The following is a 20,546-nucleotide window of genomic DNA, read 5'->3' on the forward strand; positions in this document are numbered from 1 at the left end:
CGGGGCCTCGAGTGTCCGTGGGGGCTGCACTTCGTCCAACTCGCGAGGTCCGGCCGGTGTTCCCGCTAAACCTGAACTTTGTCGCGGATCGCAGCCTCGATCTCGGCGATCGCCTCGGCGACGGGTACACCGTTGCGCTGCGAACCATCGCGGAAGCGGAACGAGACGGCTCCGGCGGAGCGGTCCTCCTCGCCGGCGATCAGCGTGAAGGGCACCTTCGACTTGCTGGCGTTGCGAATCTTCTTCGGGAAGCGGTCGTCGGAGTCGTCGAGCTCGACGCGAATCCCCTTGTCCTGCAGCTGATCCAGCACGCCCTGCAGGTATGGCGCGAACTCCTCGGCCACCGGCACGCCGAGCGCCTGCACCGGCGACAGCCACGGAGGGAAGGCGCCCGCGTAGTGCTCCACCAACACACCGAAGAACCGCTCGATCGAGCCGAACTTCGCCGAGTGGATCATCACCGGCTCCTGCCGCGTGCCGTCCGCAGCCTGGAACTCCAGGCCGAAGCGGTTCGGCTGGTTGAAGTCGTACTGGATCGTCGACATCTGCCAGGTGCGGCCGATCGCGTCGCGTGCCTGCACGGAGATCTTCGGTCCGTAGAAGGCAGCGCCGCCCGGATCCGGGACGAGTTCCAGGCCGGACTCCGTGGCGATGTGCTCCAGGATCGCCGTCGCGGTCTCCCACTGCTCGTCCGAGCCGATGAACTTGTCCTTCTTGTCTCCCTCGGTCTCCCGGGTCGACAGCTCCAGGTAGAAGTCCTCGAGGCCGAAGTCCCGCAGCAGGGACAGCACGAAGTTCAGCAGGTGGCGGATCTCGTCGGGTGCCTGCTCGGCGGTGACATACGAGTGCGAGTCGTCCTGCGTCATACCGCGAACGCGAGTGAGGCCGTGCACCACGCCGGACTTCTCGTAACGGTAGACGGAGCCGAACTCGAAGAAACGCAAAGGCAATTCGCGGTAGGAACGCCCGCGCGAGGAGAAGATCAGGTTGTGCATCGGGCAGTTCATCGCCTTCAGGCGGTATTCGGCGCCCTCCAGCTCCATGCCCGGGAACATCGTGTCCGCGTAGTAGGGCAGGTGACCGCTGGTGTGGAAGAGCCCGTCCTTGGAGATGTGCGGCGTGCCGACGTACTGGAAGCCCTCCTCCAGGTGGCGGGCGCGGACGTAGTCCTCCATCTCCCGCTTGATCACACCGCCCTTGGGGTGGAAGACCGGAAGGCCCGACCCCAGCTCCTCGGGGAAGCTGAAGAGGTCGAGTTCGGCGCCGAGCTTGCGGTGGTCGCGCTTCTCCGCCTCGGCGAGACGGTCGAGGTAGGCCTTCATCTCGGCCTTGCTCGGCCACGCCGTGCCGTAGATGCGCTGCAGTTGTCGGTTCTTCTCCGAGCCGCGCCAGTAGGCCGCGGCCGACCGCATGATCTTGTAGGCGTTGCCGATCAACTTCGTCGACGGCAGGTGCGGGCCGCGGCACAGGTCGCCCCAGGCGACCTCACCGTCCCGGCGCACGTTGTCGTAGATCGTCAGGCCGCCCTCGCCCACCTCGGCGTCGGCGCCCTCGGCGGTGTCACCGGCTTTAGACTTCAGCCCGATGAGCTCCAATTTGTAGGGTTCGGAGGCGAGTTCGGCCCGCGCATCGTCGTCGCTTATCTCGCGACGCTGGAACGTCTGACCTTCGTTGATGATCTTCTGCATCGCCTTCTCGAGGGCCTTGAGGTCCTCGGGGGTGAACGGCGTCTCGACGTCGAAGTCGTAGTAGAACCCGTCGGTGATCGGCGGGCCGATGCCCAGCTTCGCGTCCGGGTTGATCTGCTGCACCGCCTGCGCCAGCACGTGTGCGGTCGAGTGCCGCAACACGTTGAGACCGTCGGGCGAGTCGATCGGGACCGGCTCGACGAGCGCGCCGGCCGGGACCTCGCGGAAGAGGTCCTGCAACTCGCCATCGACCGTCATCGCCACGATCCTCCGGTCGTCACCGAAGAGTTCGGTGCCCGTCGTGGCCTGCTCGACCCGTCGGCCGGTGGCGGCGGTGGGTGCGGCTTGACCTGCTGACACGGGTGTTCTCCTTCGTATGACGAGCCTTGAGCCGACTCAGATTATCGCCCGCCATTTCGCCGGGATCGGACCAGGGTCTCGATACGCCTCCTCCGCTGCGTCACCCCACGAAGTTTCCCCCCCGCTCCGCTCCTCCGAATACTTCGCGGGGACCCCGACACGCTCCCCCCGGCTACTCGACCGGCACGGTGCTCCCCCGGCCACGCGACCTCCTGCGCTTGACCCTCACGCGACGTCAGGCTGCACCGTCATACCCGTGACCAGGAGAATCGCTGTCGTGGAGGACGAACTCACGGTGGGCCGGGTGGCCGAGTTGTATGGCGTCACGGTGCGCACGCTGCACCACTACGACGCCATCGGCCTGCTGCGCCCGAGCGCACGGTCGTCCGCCGGTTACCGGCTCTACACACCGGAGGACCTCTCCCGGCTGGCCGAGATCGTCGTCTACCGGCGTCTCGAGCTGCCGTTGGAGGAGATCCGCGGCCTGCTGGAGTCCGGCGATGCGCGTGAGCACCTGTTGCGACAGCGCGACCTGGTCATGGCAAGGGTCGACGAGTTGCACGAGCTCGTCACGGCCATCGACAACGCACTGGAGAAGACGATGACGGACGAACAGCTGAGCACGCAGGACATGAAGGAACTCTTCGGCGACAGTTTCGAGGAGCACCAGGCCGAGGCCGAGCAACGGTGGGGTGACACAGACGCGTGGAAGGAGTCGCAACGCCGCACTGCGGCATACACCAAGGCCGACTGGGAGCAGATCAAGACCGAGTCGGACGCGATGCAGGCGACCTTCGGCCGGCTGTATGACGCGGGCACCCCTGCCGACCACACGGACGCGATGGACGCGGCCGAGACGCACCGGCAGCACATCGAGCGCTGGTTCTACCAGTGCCCGCCGGCGATGCACCGCGGGCTGGGTGACCTGTTCGGGAGCGACCCGCGCTACAACACCATGCTGCCGTCACCGGAGAGCGCCGAATGGGTGCGCGCGGCCTTCCACGCCAACGCCGACCGGCAAGAACATTCGGCAACGGATTCGCGGGACTGAGTCAGCCCGTTGCGATCGCGAAGGCGATCACGCCGATGCAGAGCAGCGCGGCCAGGGCCGCGATGATCCACAGCACCCGCGGAGCGTGCTGGGTCTGCGCCGATGCACCGGCAGACGGCACCGGTCGCGCCTGCGGTGCTGCCGTCGACCGGTCGGTCGGCAACGGCGTCGGCCCCGGCACGGTCGGCCGGGTCGGTCCGGTGCGGCGCTGCGTCGCCCGCACGGCAGAGCCTCGGGGGCCGGACATCGCCGCTTGCGCGGCCGCCATCAACTTCGGCGCCGTCGTCGGCCGCTGCGCGGGGTCCTTCGCCATACCGGAGCGCACGACGCGGTCCAGTGCCTCGGGCAGGTCGGTGCGGTGCGCCCGCAGCGACGGCGCCGGAGCGTTCAGGTGGGCGGAGATCAGCTGCACCTGTTCACCGGCGACGAACGGCTTGCGGCCGGTGAGCCCCTGGTAGAGGACACAGGCCAGCGAGTAGACGTCACTGCGTGCGTCGGAACGCGGCGGCGCCTGCAGCCGCTCCGGCGCCATGTATGACGCACTGCCCACGATCTGGCCGGTGGCGGTGAGGTCCTGCTGACTCACGCTCGCTGCGATGCCGAAGTCGACCAGATAGGCGAAGCCGCGCGGGTCGACCAGGATGTTGGACGGCTTCACGTCGCGGTGCACCAGCCCGGCGCGGTGTGCGGAGTCCAGCGCATCGCCGATCTGACTGAGCAGGTCGAGTGTGCGGGACACCTCCAGCCGACCTCGATCGAAGAGCTGGGCGAGGTTCTTCCCCTCGACCAGCCGCATGTCCAGATAGAGCCGGCCGTCGATCTCGCCATACCCGTGGATCGGTATGACGTGCGGGTCGGTCAGGCGGGCGACGATCGCCGCCTCGCGCTGGAACCTGGCGCGGTATTCATCGTCCGTCGCGGTGGACGGGTGCATGACCTTCAACGCGACGTCCCGGCCGAGCCTGGTGTCGGTCGCCCGGGCGACCTGACCCATGCCGCCGGAGCCGATGATCTCGTGCAGCTCGTAATGGCCGAACCTCGCCGGTGAACGGGCGGCACGATCACTGCCTGTCATGGCACCTGCTCAGCGGCCGGGGTTGATGGAACGGACACGGCCGACAGATTAACCACCCCGCCCGTGCACAGCTGAGCGTGCCTCGTCTGCGCGTGGCTACCTGTCGGTTACGGTTGACGCTGCAGCGCACCTCATCACGGGTATCGTGCTGAGGTTGAGCGAGCACCGTCATAACCGGCATGGGGGCTTGCACCATCCGATCCTTCCAGGAGAAACGAACCACAGTGAACGCGACGACATCGATCCGTCGGTGGCTCGCCCAGCGACTGCTGTCCACTGCCGCAGCAGGCCGCTCCTCGGGGCTGGCAGGTCTTCCGGTGCTTCCCAAGAAGCTGACGATGCCGTTGCGTCGCAATGGCATGGACCCCCTCCCCGACCTCGGGCGCATCCGTGACCACGACCCGGTGCACCGGATGCGCCGGGTCTTCGGCATCAACGTGTGGCTGGTGACCGGCTACCACGAGGCCAAAGCGGTCCTGGCCGACACCAAGAGTTACAGCACCGACATCCGGCCGATGCTCGGGATGGGCACCGACGTCACGATCGGCGGGCTCGGTTTCACCGACCCGCCGGAGCACACCCGATTGCGCAAGATCCTGACGCCGGAGTTCACCGTGCGCCGGCTGGCCAGGCTCCAGCCGGTCATCGATCGGGTCGTCGAAGAGCGACTGGACGCGATGGAGGCGGCCGGGCCGGTGACCGACCTGGTCGAGGACTTCGCCTTCCCGATCCCGTTCCTGATCATCTGCGAGCTGCTCGGCCTCCCGGTGGAGGACCGCGAGCCGTTCCGCAAACTGGGGCACGCCCGGTTCGACATCGCCGAGGGCGGCGCCGGAGTATTCGGGGCCATGTCGGAGTCGCGCGCCTTCCTGCAGGAAGCCGTCGCCCGTCAGCGCGTCAATCCCGGCGACGGTCTCATCGGGCAGATCATCCGCGAACTCGGCGACGACGTCAGTGACGAGGACCTGGGCGGCTTGGCCGACGGTGTCTTCACCGGCGGCTACGAGACCAGCGCCAGCATGCTGTCGCTGGGCACCCTCGCGCTCCTGCGCGACCCGGAGAGCTACGCGCGCGCCGGACAGCGCGAGCACGTCGACGCGGTGGTCGCCGAGTTGCTGCGCTATCTGTCGGTCGTGCAGATCACCTTCCCGCGCTTCGTCAAGAACGACATGGAGCTCTACGGCAAGCAGATCAAGCAGGGTGACGTGCTGATCGTGTCGTTGTCCGCCGCCAACCGCGATCGCGCGTTCGGTGCCGACCCGGAGACCATCGACTCCCTGGCCGACCGCCCCTCTCACCTCGGGTTCGGGCACGGCTTCCACCGCTGCGTCGGCGCCGAGCTGGCCCGCATGGAGCTGCGGTCGGCCTTCCTCGGCCTGGTGAAGCGCTTCCCGCACCTCGAGCTGGACACTCCGGTCGAGAACCTCAGCTTCCGAGACCTGTCGATCGTCTACGGCGTCGACTCCCTGCCGGTCCGGCTGCACCCGCAGTCGCGCCGCGACGTCGCATGACAGCCGCCGACGAGCGAGCACAATCGCGCAGGTTGCGGATCGTCCATGTGGCCGACTCGTTCCCCCCGGACGTGGGCGGGATCGAGCGACAGGTCGAAGCACTGGCTCTCGCGCAGCGCGCCGACGGGCACAGCGTCTCGGTGATCACGGCGGTCAACAAGGACGGCGCCGAGGAATACGACGCGGCCCACGCCGGCCGCGACGGCCTGGACGTGCGTCGCGGCCTGCGCACCCGGTGGCTGACCATCGCCTTCCCGTCCCTCAACCACTCCGTCGTGGCCGAAGTCCTCGACCGTGAGCCGGTCGACGTGGTGCACGCACACTTCACCGTCGCCTCCCCGATCGCCATCTACGCAGCGCGCGCGGCTAGCAGGCGAGGGATCCCGGTCGCGGTCACCGTGCACTCCGTGTGGTGGAAGGTCGCCGCAGCGCATCGTTTCGTCAGCGGCGTCTTCTTCGGCCCGTCCGTCATGCGGGTCGTCTACTCCGGGGTCAGCTCGATGATCGCCCGGCACATCAAGCGGGTCTACCCACACTGCGGGGACGTGTCCGTCGTGCCCAACCTGGTCGACACCGACTGGTGGGCGCCCACCCGCCCGTCCGCGCACCGCGCCGGCGATCCGGACTTCCGAGTCGTGCTCGTCGGTCGGTTGAAGAAGCGCAAGCACATCGACGAGTTCATCGAGATCATGTCGCGGGTCAAGGCGAAGGTCCCCGACGGCACTCCTGTCTCGGTCAGCATCGTCGGTGCGGGACCGCGCCATGACGACTTGGTCCAGCAGATCGAGGAACTCGATCTGGGTGAATGGGTCGAGTTGCTCGGTCACCGGACCCCCGAGCAGATTCGCGATCTGCTGCACGACGCGGACTTGTTCGTCGCACCGTCGCGTCAGGAGGCATTCGGCATCGCGGCGCTGGAAGCCCGCAGTGCCGGTGTCCCGGTGCTGGGATACACCTTCACCGGCTTGGTCGATTTCGTCGAGAGCGGTGTCGAGGGCCTGCTGGTCGAGGATGCCGACGACATGGTCGAGTCGCTGGCGAAATTGTTGGTCGACGCCGAGCAGGTCGAGGGGCTGAAGGCATCCACCCGCTCCCGGCGTCCGGCGGTTACTCGCGCCGACGCATTGGCGGCGACATACGCCTTCTACGAGCGTGCCCAACGCGAATTACGGCGTCGCCCCAAAGACCGTCGCAACCGCTGAACGACCCGGGATCTCCCGCACGATCGCCAGCGCGATCCCCTGTCTGGTATGCCGCAGGAGCGACCAAATTTGCGATGTGACTTCGGTCGGCTGAGCTTTTGCGCGCGTGACTATAGCAGCTAATGCAACGAAGAGTCACGAAATGAATCCGGCGAATTTCGGCGGGTTCACGAAGCAACTCATTTCAGATAACTTGCTGTCACACGATGCAAAATCCGCCCTGCGCCGTCAGGCGCGCGCTGGAATGGAGTTGTTCATGGAGTTGAGCGATTTTCAGTGGTCCGACATCATCACCAAGGTTGTCGCGGCCATCGTCATACTGGTCATCACCTGGCTATTGGCGAAGTTCGCCAAGAAAATCCTTGCGAAACAGTTTACGAAGATCAAGGCACTGAATCGTCAGGACGGCACAGGTGATTCGCTCGCCGAATCACTGAGCACCATCGTCTCGTTGGTCATCTGGCTCTTCGGTCTGATGGCAGTGCTCAATCTTTTCCGGCTCACGCAGGTCACTGCACCGCTCGGCGACATGCTGAGCACCTTCCTGGGTGCCCTGCCACAGGTCCTCGGTGCGGCGTTGGTGATGTTCATCGGCTTCGTGCTGGCCAAGATCGCTCGCGAGCTGGTCGTCACCGCGCTGCAGGCGGCCAACGTCGACCGCTTCGCCGACAAGCTGGGCGGCTCGGCCAATCAGCAGCTCGAGGATGGCGCCTCCGGCGCCCACCAGACCGCGCCGCAGCACCTGCAGGGTGATCAGCAGGGCCTCGGCCAGGCGCACGCCCAGGCACAGACCCAGCAGGGTGGTTCGGAGCCGATCAAGATCTCGGCTCTGGTCGGTCACGTCGTCTTCGCCGTCGTCCTGTTGGTCGTCGCGATCTCGGCGCTGCAGATCCTGGGCATCAAGTCGATCTCCGATCCTGCTTCGCACATGCTGGAGCTGATCCTCGACACGATCCCGCTGATCATCGCGGCCGGCATCCTGCTGGCCATCGGCGGCGTCATCGCCAAGTTCGCCGGCACCCTGCTGGAGAACCTGCTGCGCGGCATGAACACCGACGGTGCGCTCCGCAGCGTCGGCATCGAGTCCAACGACACCGACGTCCCGAAGATCGTCTCCCGCGTCGCGCAGATCGCGATCGTGTTGTTCTTCGCGATCGCTGCGGCGAACGTCCTGAAGTTCCCGCAGATCACCGAGATCCTCAACACCGTCCTGAACATCGGTGGCCGGGTGCTGTTCGGTGCGGCGATCATCATCGCCGGTGTCTTCGTCGCCAACCTGTTGGCGAAGATGGTCAGCGGTCGGACCGGCGACGTCGTCAAGATCGCGACGATCGTCCTGTTCGCCGCCATCGGCCTGCGCTACATGGGCCTGGCGAACTCGGTCATCAACCTGGCCTTCGGTGCGCTCGTCGTCGGAGGTGCCGCCGCGGCCGCGCTCGCGTTCGGCCTGGGTGGCCGGGACGCCGCTGCTCGCCAGCTGGAGAAGATGCAGAACAACGCCGGCTCCTCGGAGCAGAGCTCCGGTCAGCACCAGTCCCAGCAGTAACTCCGGCAGTTCAATACACAGCGAGGCCCGGCGCCGGTGGCGCCGGGCCTTCGTGTGTCCGCTCACCGTCCGGCCCAGCACCGTGGCCGGGCCGTTCGCCTGCCGTCGTGCGGGCGGCTAGGCTGGTCGGTCCCGATCAGGCCAACCGCGCCAATCACCGGTTCGGCCGGAGAGGAGCATCGTGGCGCTCACCGTGGCACAAAAGCTCATCGCAAAGCACCTGATCGACGGAGACCCCACGCCGGGCACCGAGATCGCACTGCGCGTCGACCAGGCCCTCGTGCAGGACGCGACTGGCACGATGGTGATGCTCGAGCTGGAAGCGCTCGGCCTGGACCGGGCGCGCACCGATGTGGCTGTGCAGTATGTCGACCACAACCTGCTGCAGGAGGACGAGCGCAACCCGGACGACCACGCCTTCCTGCGGTCGGCCGCGCAGCGATTCGGTCTGTGGTTCTCCGGCCCCGGCAACGGCGTCTCCCACCCGACGCACCAGCAGCGCTTCGGGCGGCCCGGGGCCACCTTGGCCGGGTCGGACTCGCACACCTGTGCCGCCGGTGCCATCGGCATGCTCGCGGTGGGTGTCGGCGGGCTCGATGTGGCCATGGCTCTCGCCGGCGAGCCGCTCTATCTGCGGATGCCGCAGATCTGGGGCGTCGAGCTGACCGGTGAGCTGCCCGACTGGGTGTCGGCCAAGGACGTGGTGCTGGAGATGTTGCGCCGCCACGGGGTTAAGGGCGGTGTCAACCGGATCATCGAATACCACGGTCCGGGCCTGGCCGGCCTGACCGCGATGGACCGCCACGTGATCGCCAACATGGGCGCCGAACTCGGTGCCACCGCAACGGTTTTCCCGTCCGACGACGAGGTGCGCCGGTTCCTGGCCGGCGAGGATCGTGTGCAGGACTGGCAGGAGATTCTGGCCGACGACGGTGCGACATACGACCTGGAGGAGCAGATCGACCTGTCGACGCTGGAGCCGCTGATCGCCAAGCCCTCCTCCCCCGGCAACGTCGTGCCGGTGCGTGAGGTCGCCAGCGAGTCCGTCGCCCAGGTGGTGGTCGGCTCGTCCGCCAACCCGGGTCTGCGCGACTTCGCGGTCGTCGCCGAGACGATGCGAGGTCGGTATGCCGCCCCCGGCGTCTCCGTCGACATCAACCCGACGTCGCGGGAGATCCTGCAGGACCTGACCAAGGGCGGCTGGCTCTTCGACCTGATCAGCGCGGGTGCGCGGATCCACCAGTCCGGTTGCCTGGGCTGCATCGGCATGGGGCAAGCACCTGCGACCGGCCGCAACAGCCTGCGCACGATGCCGCGCAACTTCCCGGGACGATCGGGCACCCAGGAGGACTCGGTCTGGCTGTGCTCGCCCGAGACGGCTGCCGCTGCCGCCCTCACCGGGGTGATCACCGACCCACGCGACCTCACCGCCAAGCAGGGCATCGACTACCGGCGCCCGCAGCTGCCCGAGCACGCCAGCGTCAACACCGAGATGCTGGTTGAGCCGCTGCCGGCGGCCGACGCGCAGCAGGTTGAGCTGGTCAAGGGTCCGAACATCTCGACCCTGCCCGACTTCGACGGCCTGCCCGACCGCATCGAGGCACCCGTCGGACTGGTCGTCGGCGACGACATCTCCACCGACGAGATCCTCCCGGCCGGCGCCAAGGTGCTGCCCTACCGCAGCAACATCCCGAAGATCTCCGACTTCGTCTATCACGCGGTCGATCCGGAGTATGTCGAGCGCGCCACCGCACTGCGCGACGGCGGCGGGCACGTCATCGTCGGTGGCGAGAACTACGGGCAGGGTTCGTCGCGGGAGCACGCGGTGATCGCGCCGCGCTACCTCGGGCTGCGAGTCGTGGTCGCCAAGTCGTTCGCGCGCATCCACTGGCAGAACCTCGCGAACTTCGGGATTCTCGCGCTGGAGTTCGACGATGCCGCCGACTACGACGACATCCGGCTCGGCGACACGCTCGTCCTGGAGGGGCTGCACGACGCGCTGCCCGCCGGTGACACGCTGCAGGCACGCAACTCGCGCAGCGAGGCGTCATACACCTTGCGGCACCGGTTGTCGCCGCGACAGGTCGACATGGTGCTCGCCGGTGGCCGGATCCCGTTGCGGCGACAGGAGATTCGCTGAGGAAATGCAGCGGGTCTAGTAGCCGGGGGACGACCGACCAACCCAAGCTGATCGAGTAGTCGCCAGGAACCAGCCACCAACCCACGGTGATCGAGTAGTCGCGAGGAACGAGCCACCAACCCAAGGTGATCGAGTAGTCGCGAGGAACGAGCCACCAACCCAAGGTGATCGAGTAGTCGCGAGGAACGAGCCACCAACCCAAGGTGATCGAGTAGTCGCGAGGAACGAGCCACCAACCCAAGGTGATCGAGTAGTCGCGAGGAACGAGCCACCAACCCAAGGTGATCGAGTAGTCGCGAGGAACGAGCCACCAACCCAAGGTGATCGAGTAGTCGCGAGGAACGAGCCACCAACCCAAGGTGATCGAGTAGTCGCGAGGAACGAGCCACCAACCCAAGGTGATCGAGTAGTCGCGAGGAACGAGCCACCAACCCAAGGTGATCGAGTAGTCGCGAGGAACGAGCCACCAACCCAAGGTGATCGAGTAGTCGCGAGGAACGAGCCACCAACCCAAGGTGATCGAGTAGTCGCGAGGAACGAGCCACCAACCCAAGGTGATCGAGTAGTCGCGAGGAACGAGCCACCAACCCAAGGTGATCGAGTAGTCGCGAGGAACGAGCCACCAACCCAAGGTGATCGAGTAGTCGCGAGGAACGAGCCACCAACCCAAGGTGATCGAGTAGTCGCGAGGAACGAGCCACCAACCCAAGGTGATCGAGTAGTCGCGAGGAACGAGCCACCAACCCAAGGTGATCGAGTAGTCGCGAGGAACGAGCCACCAACCCAAGGTGATCGAGTAGTCGCGAGGAACGAGCCACCAACCCAAGGTGATCGAGTAGTCGCGAGGAACGAGCGACGTATCGAGATCACGTCCCCGGCGATGGGCTGAGTCGCGCCTCGTCGAGCCGAGAGGACGAGCCTCGTCGTCGTTCGTCAGGTCATCGCACACTCCATGCCTCGAATGAGCATGAATGCCCTTGTGACTGTGGTGATTTCGGCTCATTGGGTTGTCGGTGGTCACCTCTAGAATTGAGCACATCAAGGACACCGGCAATGTTGTGGGAGGTGACCGGTGATGAGCTCGAATGGAGATGCCGATGTGCCCGATGGCGGCGCACGTGTGGTGGACGTGTCCGGACTCCCGGACGCCGTCGTCACCGCCATCACCGACCTCGCCGAGCAGGCCCGCCGGACATCCCTCGCCGACGCATCTCGAGAGCGCCTCGGCGACCTCGTCCAAGCGGCCGAGGCGGTCAAGGGATTCGCCGACGCGTCGTTACTCGACGCGACGTCAGCGTTGGTTGAAGACGTCGCTTCCGACCACGGCATCGACCGTGATGATCCTCGATATGCCCGCAAGGTCGCGGCGCACCGCAAGGCCGCATGCCGTGCCGTGGTGCACGAGATCCAATTGCTCACCGGTTCGACGCTGCCAGCGGCGCGCGACCGGGTCCGCTTCGCCACCGCGATGCGCGAACGCGTGAGCTCCGCACACGATCAGCTCAGAGCCGGCGGCTGCACCTGGCAGCGGGCGCGGATCGCGTATGCGGAGACGGCACACCTCGATCCGGTGCTGGCCGGTCAGGTCATCGAGCGGCTCCTTGCACCACCCGACCGCACCACCAACCTCGATGGCGGTGTGCCGAGTGTGCCGTTGTCCCACAACGGATTTCGCGCGAGAATCCGTCGCCAGCTCGCCCTGGTGGACGGAGCGAAAGCGGATCGCGCACGCAAAAACCGTGAAGCCGTCGAGGCACGGGACGCGTGCACCTTCCCCGGCCGGGACGGCACCGCGACCTTCCAGGCATCCGGCGACGCAGCGCGCGTCCTCGCCGCCCAGCAACGCATCAACGATCTGGCCAAAGCAGCCCGAGCAGCCGGCGACAAGCGGCCGCTGTCCCAGCTGCGCGCCGACATCGCGGTCGACCTGCTCATCTCCGGAACTGTCCCGGGGCATGAATTCCTGGGTGATGCACCGGCCGGCCGCCTGCACGTCATCGTGCCCTTCGCCGCCCTGCTGCCCGACGACACCGCCCAGCAGCACACAACTCCTTCCACCCCGGGCGCGGCGTTCGGACTGGGCGAAGTGCCCGGACTGGGGTTCCTCACTCCCGAGCAGGTTCGGGCCGTGGCGTTCCGCGCCGGGTCCACCTGGTTGCGCATGGTCACCGACCCCGTCACGGGCGAAGTGATCGACGCCGCGAACACCTACCGGCCTCCGGCCGCGATGGCGCGCCTGGTGCAAGGACGCGATCACACCTGTCGGGCACCCGGCGACTGCGGCGTCTCCGCCCACGAGGCCGACCTCGACCACGACGTCGAGCACCAGCCCGGCGCGCAACGTCCGGCCGACGGCGCCACCCACCCGGACAATCTGCACGCCGTGCATCGCGGCCATCACAACGCCAAGACGCACCGCTTCTGGGCCAGCCGGCAACACGACGATGCGTCCATCACCTGGCACACGCTGACTCGACGGTTACGCACCACACCGTTCGACCACCATCGGCCCGACGATCAGTGCCCGCCGTGGGTCAGTCGTGCCGAGCAGCGATTCGGCATCCAGCTCGCCCTCTGCCGCGAACACGACGTCATACCAAACGTGTTCACGGATCTGGACGACCTGCAACTCCTCCAGGAAGAGCACGAGGACCGAGCCATCGAACGCCGCGCGGGCTGCAACCTGCGGATCTACCGGCCCACCAGCGACATACGCATCGAGCTGTGCGAGCCGAAGCCACCGTTCTGAGCCACCCCTCCGCCACACATCACTCCAACCCGGCCCGACGTCGCAGGATCCCCCGCTCACTCTCGTTGCGGGTGCGCGCTGCCGCATCGGTGAAGGCCGCACGTGCCTCCTCGCGGCGTCCGGCTCGCTCCAACAGGTCACCGCGGACGCTGGGCATGAGCGGTGAGTCACCGAGCGCGTCGTCCGGCACCGCATCAAGTATGGCGAGACCGGCGTGCGGGCCGAAGGCGCGACCGTGTGCCACGGCGCGGTTGACCTCGACCACCGCACCCGGCGCCACTCTGGCCAGGATGTCGTAGAGGTCCGCAATCCGACGCCAATCGGTATCCTCGCCGCGCCCGGCCCGGGCGTGCTGTGCCGCGATCGATGCCTGCAGGACATACCTGCCGACCGGTCTCCCCTGTCGCGCCAGCTCTTCGGCATGCTGTAGTGCCGTCAGCCCGCGTCGGATCAACACCTGGTCCCAAAGCCTGCGGTCCTGGGCTTCCAGCAGGACCGGCCGGCCGGCCTGGTCGAGCCGAGCCGGCATCCGCGACCATTGCAGCTCCAGCAACGCCTGCAGTCCGAGCACCTCGGGCTCCTGCGGTGCGAGGGCAGACACCATCCGCGCGAGCCGAATGCCCTCGGTCGCGAGGTCGGCTCGCATCCAGTCCGTGCCCGAGGTGGCGGCATACCCCTCGTTGAAGATCAGGTAGATCACCGCCATGACGTCACCGAGGCGCTCGGTGCGCTCCTGCCCGGTGGGCAACTCGAACTCCGCCCGGGCTTGCGTCAGCGTCTTCTTGGCACGCGAAATGCGTTGTCCCATGGTCGATTCGGCGACGAGAAAGCCGCGCGCGATCTCGGTCGTGGTGAGACCGCCGACCAGCCGCAACGTCAGCGCGGCACGGGACTCCGGCGTGAGTGACGGGTGGCAGGACAGGAAGATCAGCCGCAGCGCGTCGTCCTCGATGTGATCGAGCTGTGCGTCGAGGTCGGGCATGTCCGCCTCGTTCCTCACCGTGGTCTGCCCCAGCTCCGCGACCTTGCGCCGGAGCACGTCGGCGCGCCGAAAGTGATCGACGGCGCGCCGTTTGGCGGCCGTCATCAACCAGCCGCCCGGGTTGTCCGGGACGCCCGTCTCCGGCCACTTCTCGAGCGCGGCGACGAGTGCGTCCTGGGCAAGGTCCTCCGCGAGTCCGACGTCGCGGGTCAGCCGGGTGAGTGCGCCGACGAGGCGGGCCGATTCGGCCCGCCACGCGGCCACGATCACCTCGCGCGTGTCATCAGTCGTCTCGGCCGGCACTCGGCCAGCGTAGCGACGACTCGATCACGCGTCCCCGTCATTCTGCGGGTGCGTCCGGCCCGTCCGAGATCTGCCGCAGCGTCGAGACCACCTTGACCTCGGGCCAGTGCTTGGCGTGCAACTCGGCGAACTCCTGCTGCCCCGCGATCGCCTCCTCGAGGGTGTCGTATTGCACGACCGCCCAGCCGCCGACGACCTCCTTGCCCTCGGCATACGGCCCGTCGACGCGACTGACCGCGCCGTTCTCGGAGATGAAGTTGACCGCGTCCTCGGTGCCAAAAAGGCCGCCGCCGTCGAGGAACACGCCCTTCTCGGTCTGCTCAGTCATGTAGACGTCCATGGCATCGAACAACGCCTTCGGCGGCGTCCCGACGCCCTCTTCCATCCGTACGAGTCCCATGAAACGTGCCATCTCGATCACTCCTGATTGGTTGGTCGGGCTTGCGTTACACACGTACGTCGAACAGCCTGCAGCATCTTCGACATCGGCATTACGAAATTTTTCGAAGCCATCTCCTGTGGCCCGTCCGCAGGCCTTGTCGGCGCGCCCGCGCACCACGAGAATGAGACGTTGCGGCGCCGCCGACCACGCCGGCCCGAAGTCGACGAGGGGCATCCCATGTCCGAGACAGCGATCCATCTGTTGGTGGGAACCACCAAGGGCGCGTTCGTCCTGGACGGCGATGCCGACCGCACGCGCTGGCGGGTCCGCGGGCCCTACTGCGACGGGTGGCCGATCAACCACGTCATCGGCGACCCCGCCACCGGCACGATCTGGGCAGGCGGTGGCGGCGACTGGACCGGTGCGGGCGTATGGCGTTCGACGGACACCGGACAGACCTGGGACCTGACCAGGCTGACCACCGGCCAGGTGGACGCCTGGACCGCGGAGGATCCTGAGTTTGCCGCGACGATCGGCTGGACGGAGACTCCGGTGCCGTTCGGCGACGGCTTCTCCCAGGTGTGGTCGCTCGGTCGCACCGACGACCGCCTCTACGCCGGGACGAAGCCGGCAACGCTGCTCGCCAGCGACGACGGTGGCAAGACCTGGCAGACGGTGAAAGGGCTGACCGATCACCCGTCCGCGCCCGACTGGGGACCCGGCGCTGCCGGACTCGTCCTGCACACGATCGTGGTCGACCCGGAGGACCCCGAGAAGATGTGGGTCGGCATCTCAGCAGCAGGAGTCTTCGCCACCGAGGACGGTGGCGTGACCTGGGAGCGCCGCAACGATCTGGCGGATTCCGTTGCCAGCAAGGAGAATTCAGACACAGCGGCAGAGACCGACGGGCAGACCGGGCTCTGCGTGCACCACCTCGAGCGTGCCGTGGGCGACGGCGATCCGCTGTACCAGCAGAACCACCACGGCGTATGGCGGTCCGACGACGGTGGGCACAGCTGGCACAACATCACCGAGGGTCTGCCGTCGACGTTCGGCTTCCCGCTGTGGACGCATCCCCGTGACGGCCGGACGATCTGGACCCTGCCGCTCAACGGCGACAGCATCGGCCGTTACCCGCCCGACGCGGCAGCCGCCGTATGGCGCTCGCGCGACGCCGGCGAGACCTGGCAGGCGCAGCGCACAGGACTGCCGCAGGAATCGTGCTTCTTCACCGTGCTCCGCCAGGGCATGAGCGGGGACGGCCACGACCCGGCCGGTGTCTACTTCGGCACCAACACCGGCTCGGTGTTCGCCAGCCGCGACGAGGGTGAGACCTGGGCGGAGATCGCCCGACACCTGCCCACCGTGCTCGCGGTCGAGGTGCTCGAACCGGGCGGCGCCTGACGGCATACATGAGCAAAGCCCGGCCGATGGCCGGGCTTTGCAGGTGGTGGATGTGAAGGGACTCGAACCCCTGACCTCTCGCGTGTGAAGCGAACGCTCTAACCAGCTGAGCTACACATCCGGGTGCTGTCACGGGCCGGATGCGGCCCGCGCTGCGAGCGCCAACACTAGCCGACCGCGCGGCTCACCGCATAATCGGGTGGCGCTCAGAGACCCGGCAGATTCCCCAGCCAGTCCTTGGCGAACTCTGGGAAGAAACCCGGCACACCGCTGACTGCGAACATCGCGTAGAAGACCGCGAGCACGAGGACGAGGATGCCCAGGCCGACCAGCCCACGAACGAACCAGTTCTGGCGGCCCACCCATGCGGTCCATGCCTGCACTCTGACCTTCACCCAGTCCAGCAGCTTGGCGGCCCATTCGAACTCCGAGGCCCATACGCCGATACCGACGAAAATGATCAGCCAGCCGGGGCCAGGGAGCGGGAGAGCAATGATCCCCACGATCACGATGGCCAGCCCGATGACGCCCACGCCGACCCGGTAGGCGACCCGTGTCGTGGGGTTCGACTTGATCTTGCGTCGCCACGCGAAGCGATCTTCGTCGGCGTCGATCAGGATGTTGTCGTCGTCATAGCGCTCGCGCTCCGCCGCCTCGCGCTCGCTCATGGCGCAGCCACCTCAGTCGCGTCCGGCGGCCGACGCGTCGGCAAATGCCTTGGCAGCCGCGGTCGTGATCGGCCCGGGCGCCGCCAGCTCACGATCACCGACCGCGTGGACGGCCTGCACATCGCGGGTGGACGAGGTGATGAAGACCTCGTCGGCGGTGTCGAGCACGCTGATCGGCAGGTTCTCCTCGCGCACCGGGATGCCGGCTTCGCGGCTCCACTCGATGGTGAGTGCGCGGGTGATTCCCGCCAGCGGGCCGCACTCCAGTTTCGGGGTGAGCAGCTCGCCGTCCACGACGACGAAGATGTTGGAGCCGGTGCCTTCGCACAGCTCACCGCGGCTGTTGGCGAAGATCGCCTCGGTGCCGCCCTCCTTGTGCGCCGCGGCGAGCGCGACGACGTTCTCGGCATACGACGTGGTCTTCAGCCCGGCAACGGCGCTGCGCTCGTTGCGGGTCCACGGCACGACGACGATCTTGGTGGACGGCTCCGGCCGCGGCACCGGCATGGCGGCGACGATGTAGGTGAGCGGGCTGTCGAGGCGGTCCGAACCCAGCGGGCCCTCCCCCGCGGTGACGGTGTAGCGCAACCGGCCGAAGTCCAGCGGCTCGGCGAGGACGGCGTCGAAGCCCTCCTGCAACTTGTCGCGGTCCGCGGAAGGCAGCCCGAGGCCGTGCAGTGAGCGATCCAACCGGTCGTTGTGCCGGTCGATCGCGAACGGCTTGCCGTCGGCGACCTTGGCCGTCTCGAAGACACCGTCACCCACCGTGATGCCGTGGTCCAACGCCCGCACACTGGGCTTGTCGTCGACCAACTCGCCGTCAACCCAGACCCGCACGCTCATGTCGCCCTCCAGAAGCTCGAAAATGATGCGTCCATCCTTTCACTCGGACGCATCATCGCGCTGGTCGGTTCACCGCCTCGGCGAGGCACACGTCGCGGGTGTGCGCGCTGATGCGACAATCACCGGCATGCCGAGCCCGCTGCCCTATGACCCGATCGCCGAGGCGCGGCGGCAGTGGACGGCGCACGGCTGGGGTGCGTATGCCGACGGCATGGCCGCCATCACGTCCGTCATCCGGGCGCAGCAGATCTTCCTCGCCCGCGTCGACGAGGTGCTCAAGCCGTTGGGGCTGACCTTCGCCCGCTACGAGTTGCTGACGCTGTTGCACTTCACCCGGACCGGTGCGCTGCCGATGGCCAAAGCCAGCGCGCGACTGCAGGTGCACCCGACCAGCGTGACCAACGCCGTCGACCGGCTGGAGAAGGTCGGTCTCGTGCGCCGAACCCCGCACCCCACCGACCGGCGCACGACACTGGTGGAGCTCACCGCCGAGGGGCACGAGCTGTCGCAGACCGCGACGCAGCAGCTGAATGAAGTGGTCTTCGCCGAGCCGGGCCTTGCCGACGACGACCTTGCGCCGCTGCTGCGGATCCTGGCCCGATTGCGCCAGGGCGCAGGTGATTTCGAGGAACCTGCGCAGTGGTAGTCGCGACGTCGGTCTCGATACACCTCCGCCGCTTCGCTCCCCCGGCACTCGACCAGCCTTATGAATTCGTGAAGGTCGGCTTGCGCTTGCCGACGAAGGCCGCCATACCTTCCTTCTGGTCGTCGGTGGCGAAGGCCGCGTGGAAGGACCGGCGCTCCAGGCGCACACCTTCGGCGAGCGGCGTCTCGAACGCGGCGTTGACCGCGTCCTTGGCCATCATTGCGATCGGCAACGACATACCCGCGATCTTCGCGGCCACCTCCTGCGCGGTGCGCAACAACTCGTCGGCCGGCACGACGCGGGCCACCAGACCGGCGCGCAGCGCCTCCTCGGCGTCCAGCTGACGACCGGTCAGCACCATGTCCATCGCAGTGGCCTTCCCGACCGCACGGGTCAGTCGCTGCGACCCGCCCATCCCCGGTATGACGCCCAGCGTGATCTCCGGCTGACCGAACTTCGCAGTGTCCGCGGCGATGATCATGTCGCACAGCATGGCCACCTCGCAGCCGCCGCCGAGGGCGTATCCGGCGACCGCGGCGATCACCGGGGTGCGGACCCGGGCGAGGCGGTTCCAGCCGTCGAAGAGGTTGTCGACATAGACCTCGGAGAAGGTCTTGTCGGCCATCTCCTTGATGTCGGCACCCGCGGCAAACGCCTTCGCCGACCCGGTGAGGATGATCGCGCCGACGCCCGGGTCACGGTCCAACTCCTCGGCCGCGACGACGGTCTCGGTCATCATCTCGGAGTTCAGCGCGTTCAGCGCCTTCGGGCGGTTGAAGGCGATCGTGGCGGTCCGTCCGTCGCGCTCCACCAGGATGGTCTGGAAGTCGGTCACTTTCGCTCCTTCGCCGCCGGAATCATCTGGCGATCGTAGATCAGCCGACCGGTCCGTCCTGCGCGGCCAGCCCGAGCTCGTGCTCGACGGGCGCGAAGTATGCCGCGACCATCGCATCGGACACCTCAGCGAGCGATGCCGGGGACCACTGCGGATTGCGGTCCTTGTCGATGACCTGGGCGCGGATCCCCTCGGCCAGGTCGTGGGATCGCAGCGCGTGTGACACGGCCCGGAAGTCCTGGTCGAGCACCGCCTGCAACGAGCCACTCTCCCTTGCCTCGCGCAACGAACGCAGCGTCGCCTTGAGCGCCACCGGAGACTTGGCCGCCAGCGCGGTTGCCGCGGCCTGTGCCGCGGGCTCCGTGCGTCGCCCGAGTCGCTCGGCGATCTCCTCGACGGTGGCGGCGGCATACACCTCGTCGATCCAGGGGCGTTCCTCGAGCAGCGTTGCAGGAGGCGGGGTTTCGGCATACCGGCCGATGGCGTCCGGGCCCTCCGCCACGATGTCCGCAACAAGGTCCGGCAATGCGGACGAGTGCACGAAATGGTCGGCGAACCCCAGCGCAATCGCATCGGCGCCGTCCATCTGGCCGGCGGTGAGAGCCAGATGCGTGCCGATCTCCCCCAGTGCACGGGCGAGCAGGAAGATGCCGCCGACGTCCGGCACGAAGCCGATCCCGGTCTCCGGCATGGCGATTCGTGATCGCTCGGTGACGACCCGCGTGTTGCCGTGCGCGGACACACCGACGCCACCGCCCATCACGATGCCGTCCATGATCGCCACATACGGCTTCGGGAAACGGCTGATGGCGTCGTTCAGCAGGTATTCGGCTCGCCAGAAGTCCAGGATCCCGGTGCCGCCGGACACCGCGTCCGAGTGCATGGCGACCACGTCGCCGCCGGCGCAGAGACCACGATCGCCGGCACCGTCGAGGATCACGGTTTCGATGCCGGGGTCTGCCGCCCACGCGTCGAGAGCGGACCGCAACGCGTCCACCATCTCGGCATTGAGGGCATTGATGGCGCGCGGGCGGTTCAGCGTCAGCCGGCCGACCGTGCCCTCGACGCGCACCTGCACCGCGTCCGTCGTTGTGTGGTCCTCCGCCACCATGCCTTTGACCATGCGTTTCCTGCCCTCCTGTGTCGACTACTAGTGGACTA

General features: G+C 67.4%; 16 protein-coding genes and 1 tRNA gene. 8 read left to right on the forward strand and 9 right to left on the reverse strand.

The features are described from left to right. Positions 1-65: 65 nt before the first annotated feature. The gene (thrS, locus tag ACSZL9_RS02245) at positions 66-2,048 is read right to left on the reverse strand and encodes a threonine--tRNA ligase (protein WP_446663836.1); all 1,983 of its coding nucleotides are present in this window, start codon (positions 2,046-2,048) and stop codon (positions 66-68) included. Between the two features lie 256 nt (positions 2,049-2,304). On the opposite strand from thrS, the gene ACSZL9_RS02250 reads away from it, so the two are divergent. Further along, the gene (locus tag ACSZL9_RS02250; protein WP_446663837.1) at positions 2,305-3,099 is read left to right on the forward strand and encodes a MerR family transcriptional regulator; all 795 of its coding nucleotides are present in this window, start codon (positions 2,305-2,307) and stop codon (positions 3,097-3,099) included. A gap of 1 nt (position 3,100) precedes the next feature. Here ACSZL9_RS02250 and ACSZL9_RS02255 read toward each other — a convergent pair whose 3' ends face one another. Next, positions 3,101-4,174 (reverse strand): protein kinase domain-containing protein, encoded by a 1,074-nt coding sequence (locus ACSZL9_RS02255; RefSeq protein ID WP_446663838.1) that lies wholly within the window; start codon positions 4,172-4,174, stop codon positions 3,101-3,103. A gap of 224 nt (positions 4,175-4,398) precedes the next feature. Between ACSZL9_RS02255 and ACSZL9_RS02260 the strand changes: the two genes are divergently transcribed. The 5 genes from ACSZL9_RS02260 to ACSZL9_RS02280 all read left to right on the forward strand — a co-directional run bounded on the left by ACSZL9_RS02260 (position 4,399) and on the right by ACSZL9_RS02280 (position 13,322). Then, positions 4,399-5,685 (forward strand): cytochrome P450, encoded by a 1,287-nt coding sequence (locus ACSZL9_RS02260; protein WP_446663839.1) that lies wholly within the window; start codon positions 4,399-4,401, stop codon positions 5,683-5,685. Further along, positions 5,682-6,887, forward strand: a complete 1,206-nt coding sequence (locus ACSZL9_RS02265; RefSeq protein ID WP_446663840.1) for a glycosyltransferase family 4 protein — start codon at positions 5,682-5,684, stop codon at positions 6,885-6,887. Before ACSZL9_RS02260 ends, ACSZL9_RS02265 begins: the two co-directional genes overlap by 4 nt. A 256-nt stretch (positions 6,888-7,143) precedes the next feature. After that, on the forward strand, positions 7,144-8,433 hold the full coding sequence (locus ACSZL9_RS02270; protein ID WP_446663841.1) for a mechanosensitive ion channel: 1,290 nt from the start codon (positions 7,144-7,146) through the stop codon (positions 8,431-8,433). A gap of 181 nt (positions 8,434-8,614) precedes the next feature. Next, complete coding sequence (locus ACSZL9_RS02275) at positions 8,615-10,573, forward strand: aconitate hydratase (protein ID WP_446663842.1); 1,959 nt, start codon at positions 8,615-8,617, stop codon at positions 10,571-10,573. Between the two features lie 1,075 nt (positions 10,574-11,648). Then, positions 11,649-13,322: an HNH endonuclease signature motif containing protein gene (locus ACSZL9_RS02280; RefSeq protein ID WP_446663843.1), complete on the forward strand. Its 1,674-nt coding sequence runs from the start codon at positions 11,649-11,651 to the stop codon at positions 13,320-13,322. Positions 13,323-13,341: 19 nt separating this feature from the next. Here the strand turns inward: ACSZL9_RS02280 and ACSZL9_RS02285 are convergent, their stop codons facing one another. Further along, positions 13,342-14,607 (reverse strand): RNA polymerase sigma factor, encoded by a 1,266-nt coding sequence (locus ACSZL9_RS02285; protein WP_446663844.1) that lies wholly within the window; start codon positions 14,605-14,607, stop codon positions 13,342-13,344. Positions 14,608-14,644: 37 nt separating this feature from the next. Further along, a complete protein-coding gene (locus ACSZL9_RS02290; RefSeq protein ID WP_446663845.1) occupies positions 14,645-15,223 on the reverse strand; it encodes a YciI family protein in 579 nt (192 codons plus the stop codon). 3 nt (positions 15,224-15,226) lie between these two features. On the opposite strand from ACSZL9_RS02290, the gene ACSZL9_RS02295 reads away from it, so the two are divergent. After that, positions 15,227-16,393 (forward strand): WD40/YVTN/BNR-like repeat-containing protein, encoded by a 1,167-nt coding sequence (locus ACSZL9_RS02295; protein WP_446663846.1) that lies wholly within the window; start codon positions 15,227-15,229, stop codon positions 16,391-16,393. Positions 16,394-16,437: 44 nt separating this feature from the next. Here the strand turns inward: ACSZL9_RS02295 and ACSZL9_RS02300 are convergent. The 3 genes from ACSZL9_RS02300 to ACSZL9_RS02310 form a co-directional block, all read right to left on the reverse strand. Then, positions 16,438-16,514, reverse strand: a tRNA-Val gene (locus tag ACSZL9_RS02300). A gap of 85 nt (positions 16,515-16,599) precedes the next feature. Then, positions 16,600-17,061 (reverse strand): TIGR02611 family protein, encoded by a 462-nt coding sequence (locus tag ACSZL9_RS02305; protein WP_446663847.1) that lies wholly within the window; start codon positions 17,059-17,061, stop codon positions 16,600-16,602. 12 nt (positions 17,062-17,073) lie between these two features. Continuing rightward, complete coding sequence (locus ACSZL9_RS02310; RefSeq protein WP_446663848.1) at positions 17,074-17,904, reverse strand: aminotransferase class IV; 831 nt, start codon at positions 17,902-17,904, stop codon at positions 17,074-17,076. Positions 17,905-18,031: 127 nt separating this feature from the next. On the opposite strand from ACSZL9_RS02310, the gene ACSZL9_RS02315 reads away from it, so the two are divergent. Beyond that, positions 18,032-18,550 (forward strand): MarR family winged helix-turn-helix transcriptional regulator, encoded by a 519-nt coding sequence (locus ACSZL9_RS02315; protein WP_446663849.1) that lies wholly within the window; start codon positions 18,032-18,034, stop codon positions 18,548-18,550. Between the two features lie 58 nt (positions 18,551-18,608). Here the strand turns inward: ACSZL9_RS02315 and ACSZL9_RS02320 are convergent, their stop codons facing one another. After that, on the reverse strand, positions 18,609-19,385 hold the full coding sequence (locus ACSZL9_RS02320) for an enoyl-CoA hydratase (RefSeq protein WP_446663850.1): 777 nt from the start codon (positions 19,383-19,385) through the stop codon (positions 18,609-18,611). A 40-nt stretch (positions 19,386-19,425) separates the two neighbouring features. After that, complete coding sequence (locus ACSZL9_RS02325) at positions 19,426-20,508, reverse strand: enoyl-CoA hydratase/isomerase family protein (protein WP_446663851.1); 1,083 nt, start codon at positions 20,506-20,508, stop codon at positions 19,426-19,428. Positions 20,509-20,546: the final 38 nt, after the last annotated feature.

The sequence above is a fragment of the Flexivirga sp. B27 genome (assembly GCF_052905685.1).

Excerpts from the sequence above, each read along its gene's own strand:
- ACSZL9_RS02255 (WP_446663838.1), bottom strand. The coding sequence starts at position 4,174 with ATGACAGGCAGTGATCGTGCCGCCCGTTCACCGGCGAGGTTCGGCCAT.
- ACSZL9_RS02265 (WP_446663840.1), top strand. The coding sequence starts at position 5,682 with ATGACAGCCGCCGACGAGCGAGCACAATCGCGCAGGTTGCGGATCGTC.
- ACSZL9_RS02270 (WP_446663841.1), top strand. The coding sequence starts at position 7,144 with ATGGAGTTGAGCGATTTTCAGTGGTCCGACATCATCACCAAGGTTGTC.
- ACSZL9_RS02280 (WP_446663843.1), top strand. The coding sequence starts at position 11,649 with ATGAGCTCGAATGGAGATGCCGATGTGCCCGATGGCGGCGCACGTGTG.
- ACSZL9_RS02290 (WP_446663845.1), bottom strand. The coding sequence starts at position 15,223 with ATGCCCCTCGTCGACTTCGGGCCGGCGTGGTCGGCGGCGCCGCAACGT.
- ACSZL9_RS02295 (WP_446663846.1), top strand. The coding sequence starts at position 15,227 with ATGTCCGAGACAGCGATCCATCTGTTGGTGGGAACCACCAAGGGCGCG.
- ACSZL9_RS02305 (WP_446663847.1), bottom strand. The coding sequence starts at position 17,061 with ATGAGCGAGCGCGAGGCGGCGGAGCGCGAGCGCTATGACGACGACAAC.
- ACSZL9_RS02310 (WP_446663848.1), bottom strand. The coding sequence starts at position 17,904 with ATGAGCGTGCGGGTCTGGGTTGACGGCGAGTTGGTCGACGACAAGCCC.
- ACSZL9_RS02315 (WP_446663849.1), top strand. The coding sequence starts at position 18,032 with ATGCCGAGCCCGCTGCCCTATGACCCGATCGCCGAGGCGCGGCGGCAG.
- ACSZL9_RS02325 (WP_446663851.1), bottom strand. The coding sequence starts at position 20,508 with ATGGTCAAAGGCATGGTGGCGGAGGACCACACAACGACGGACGCGGTG.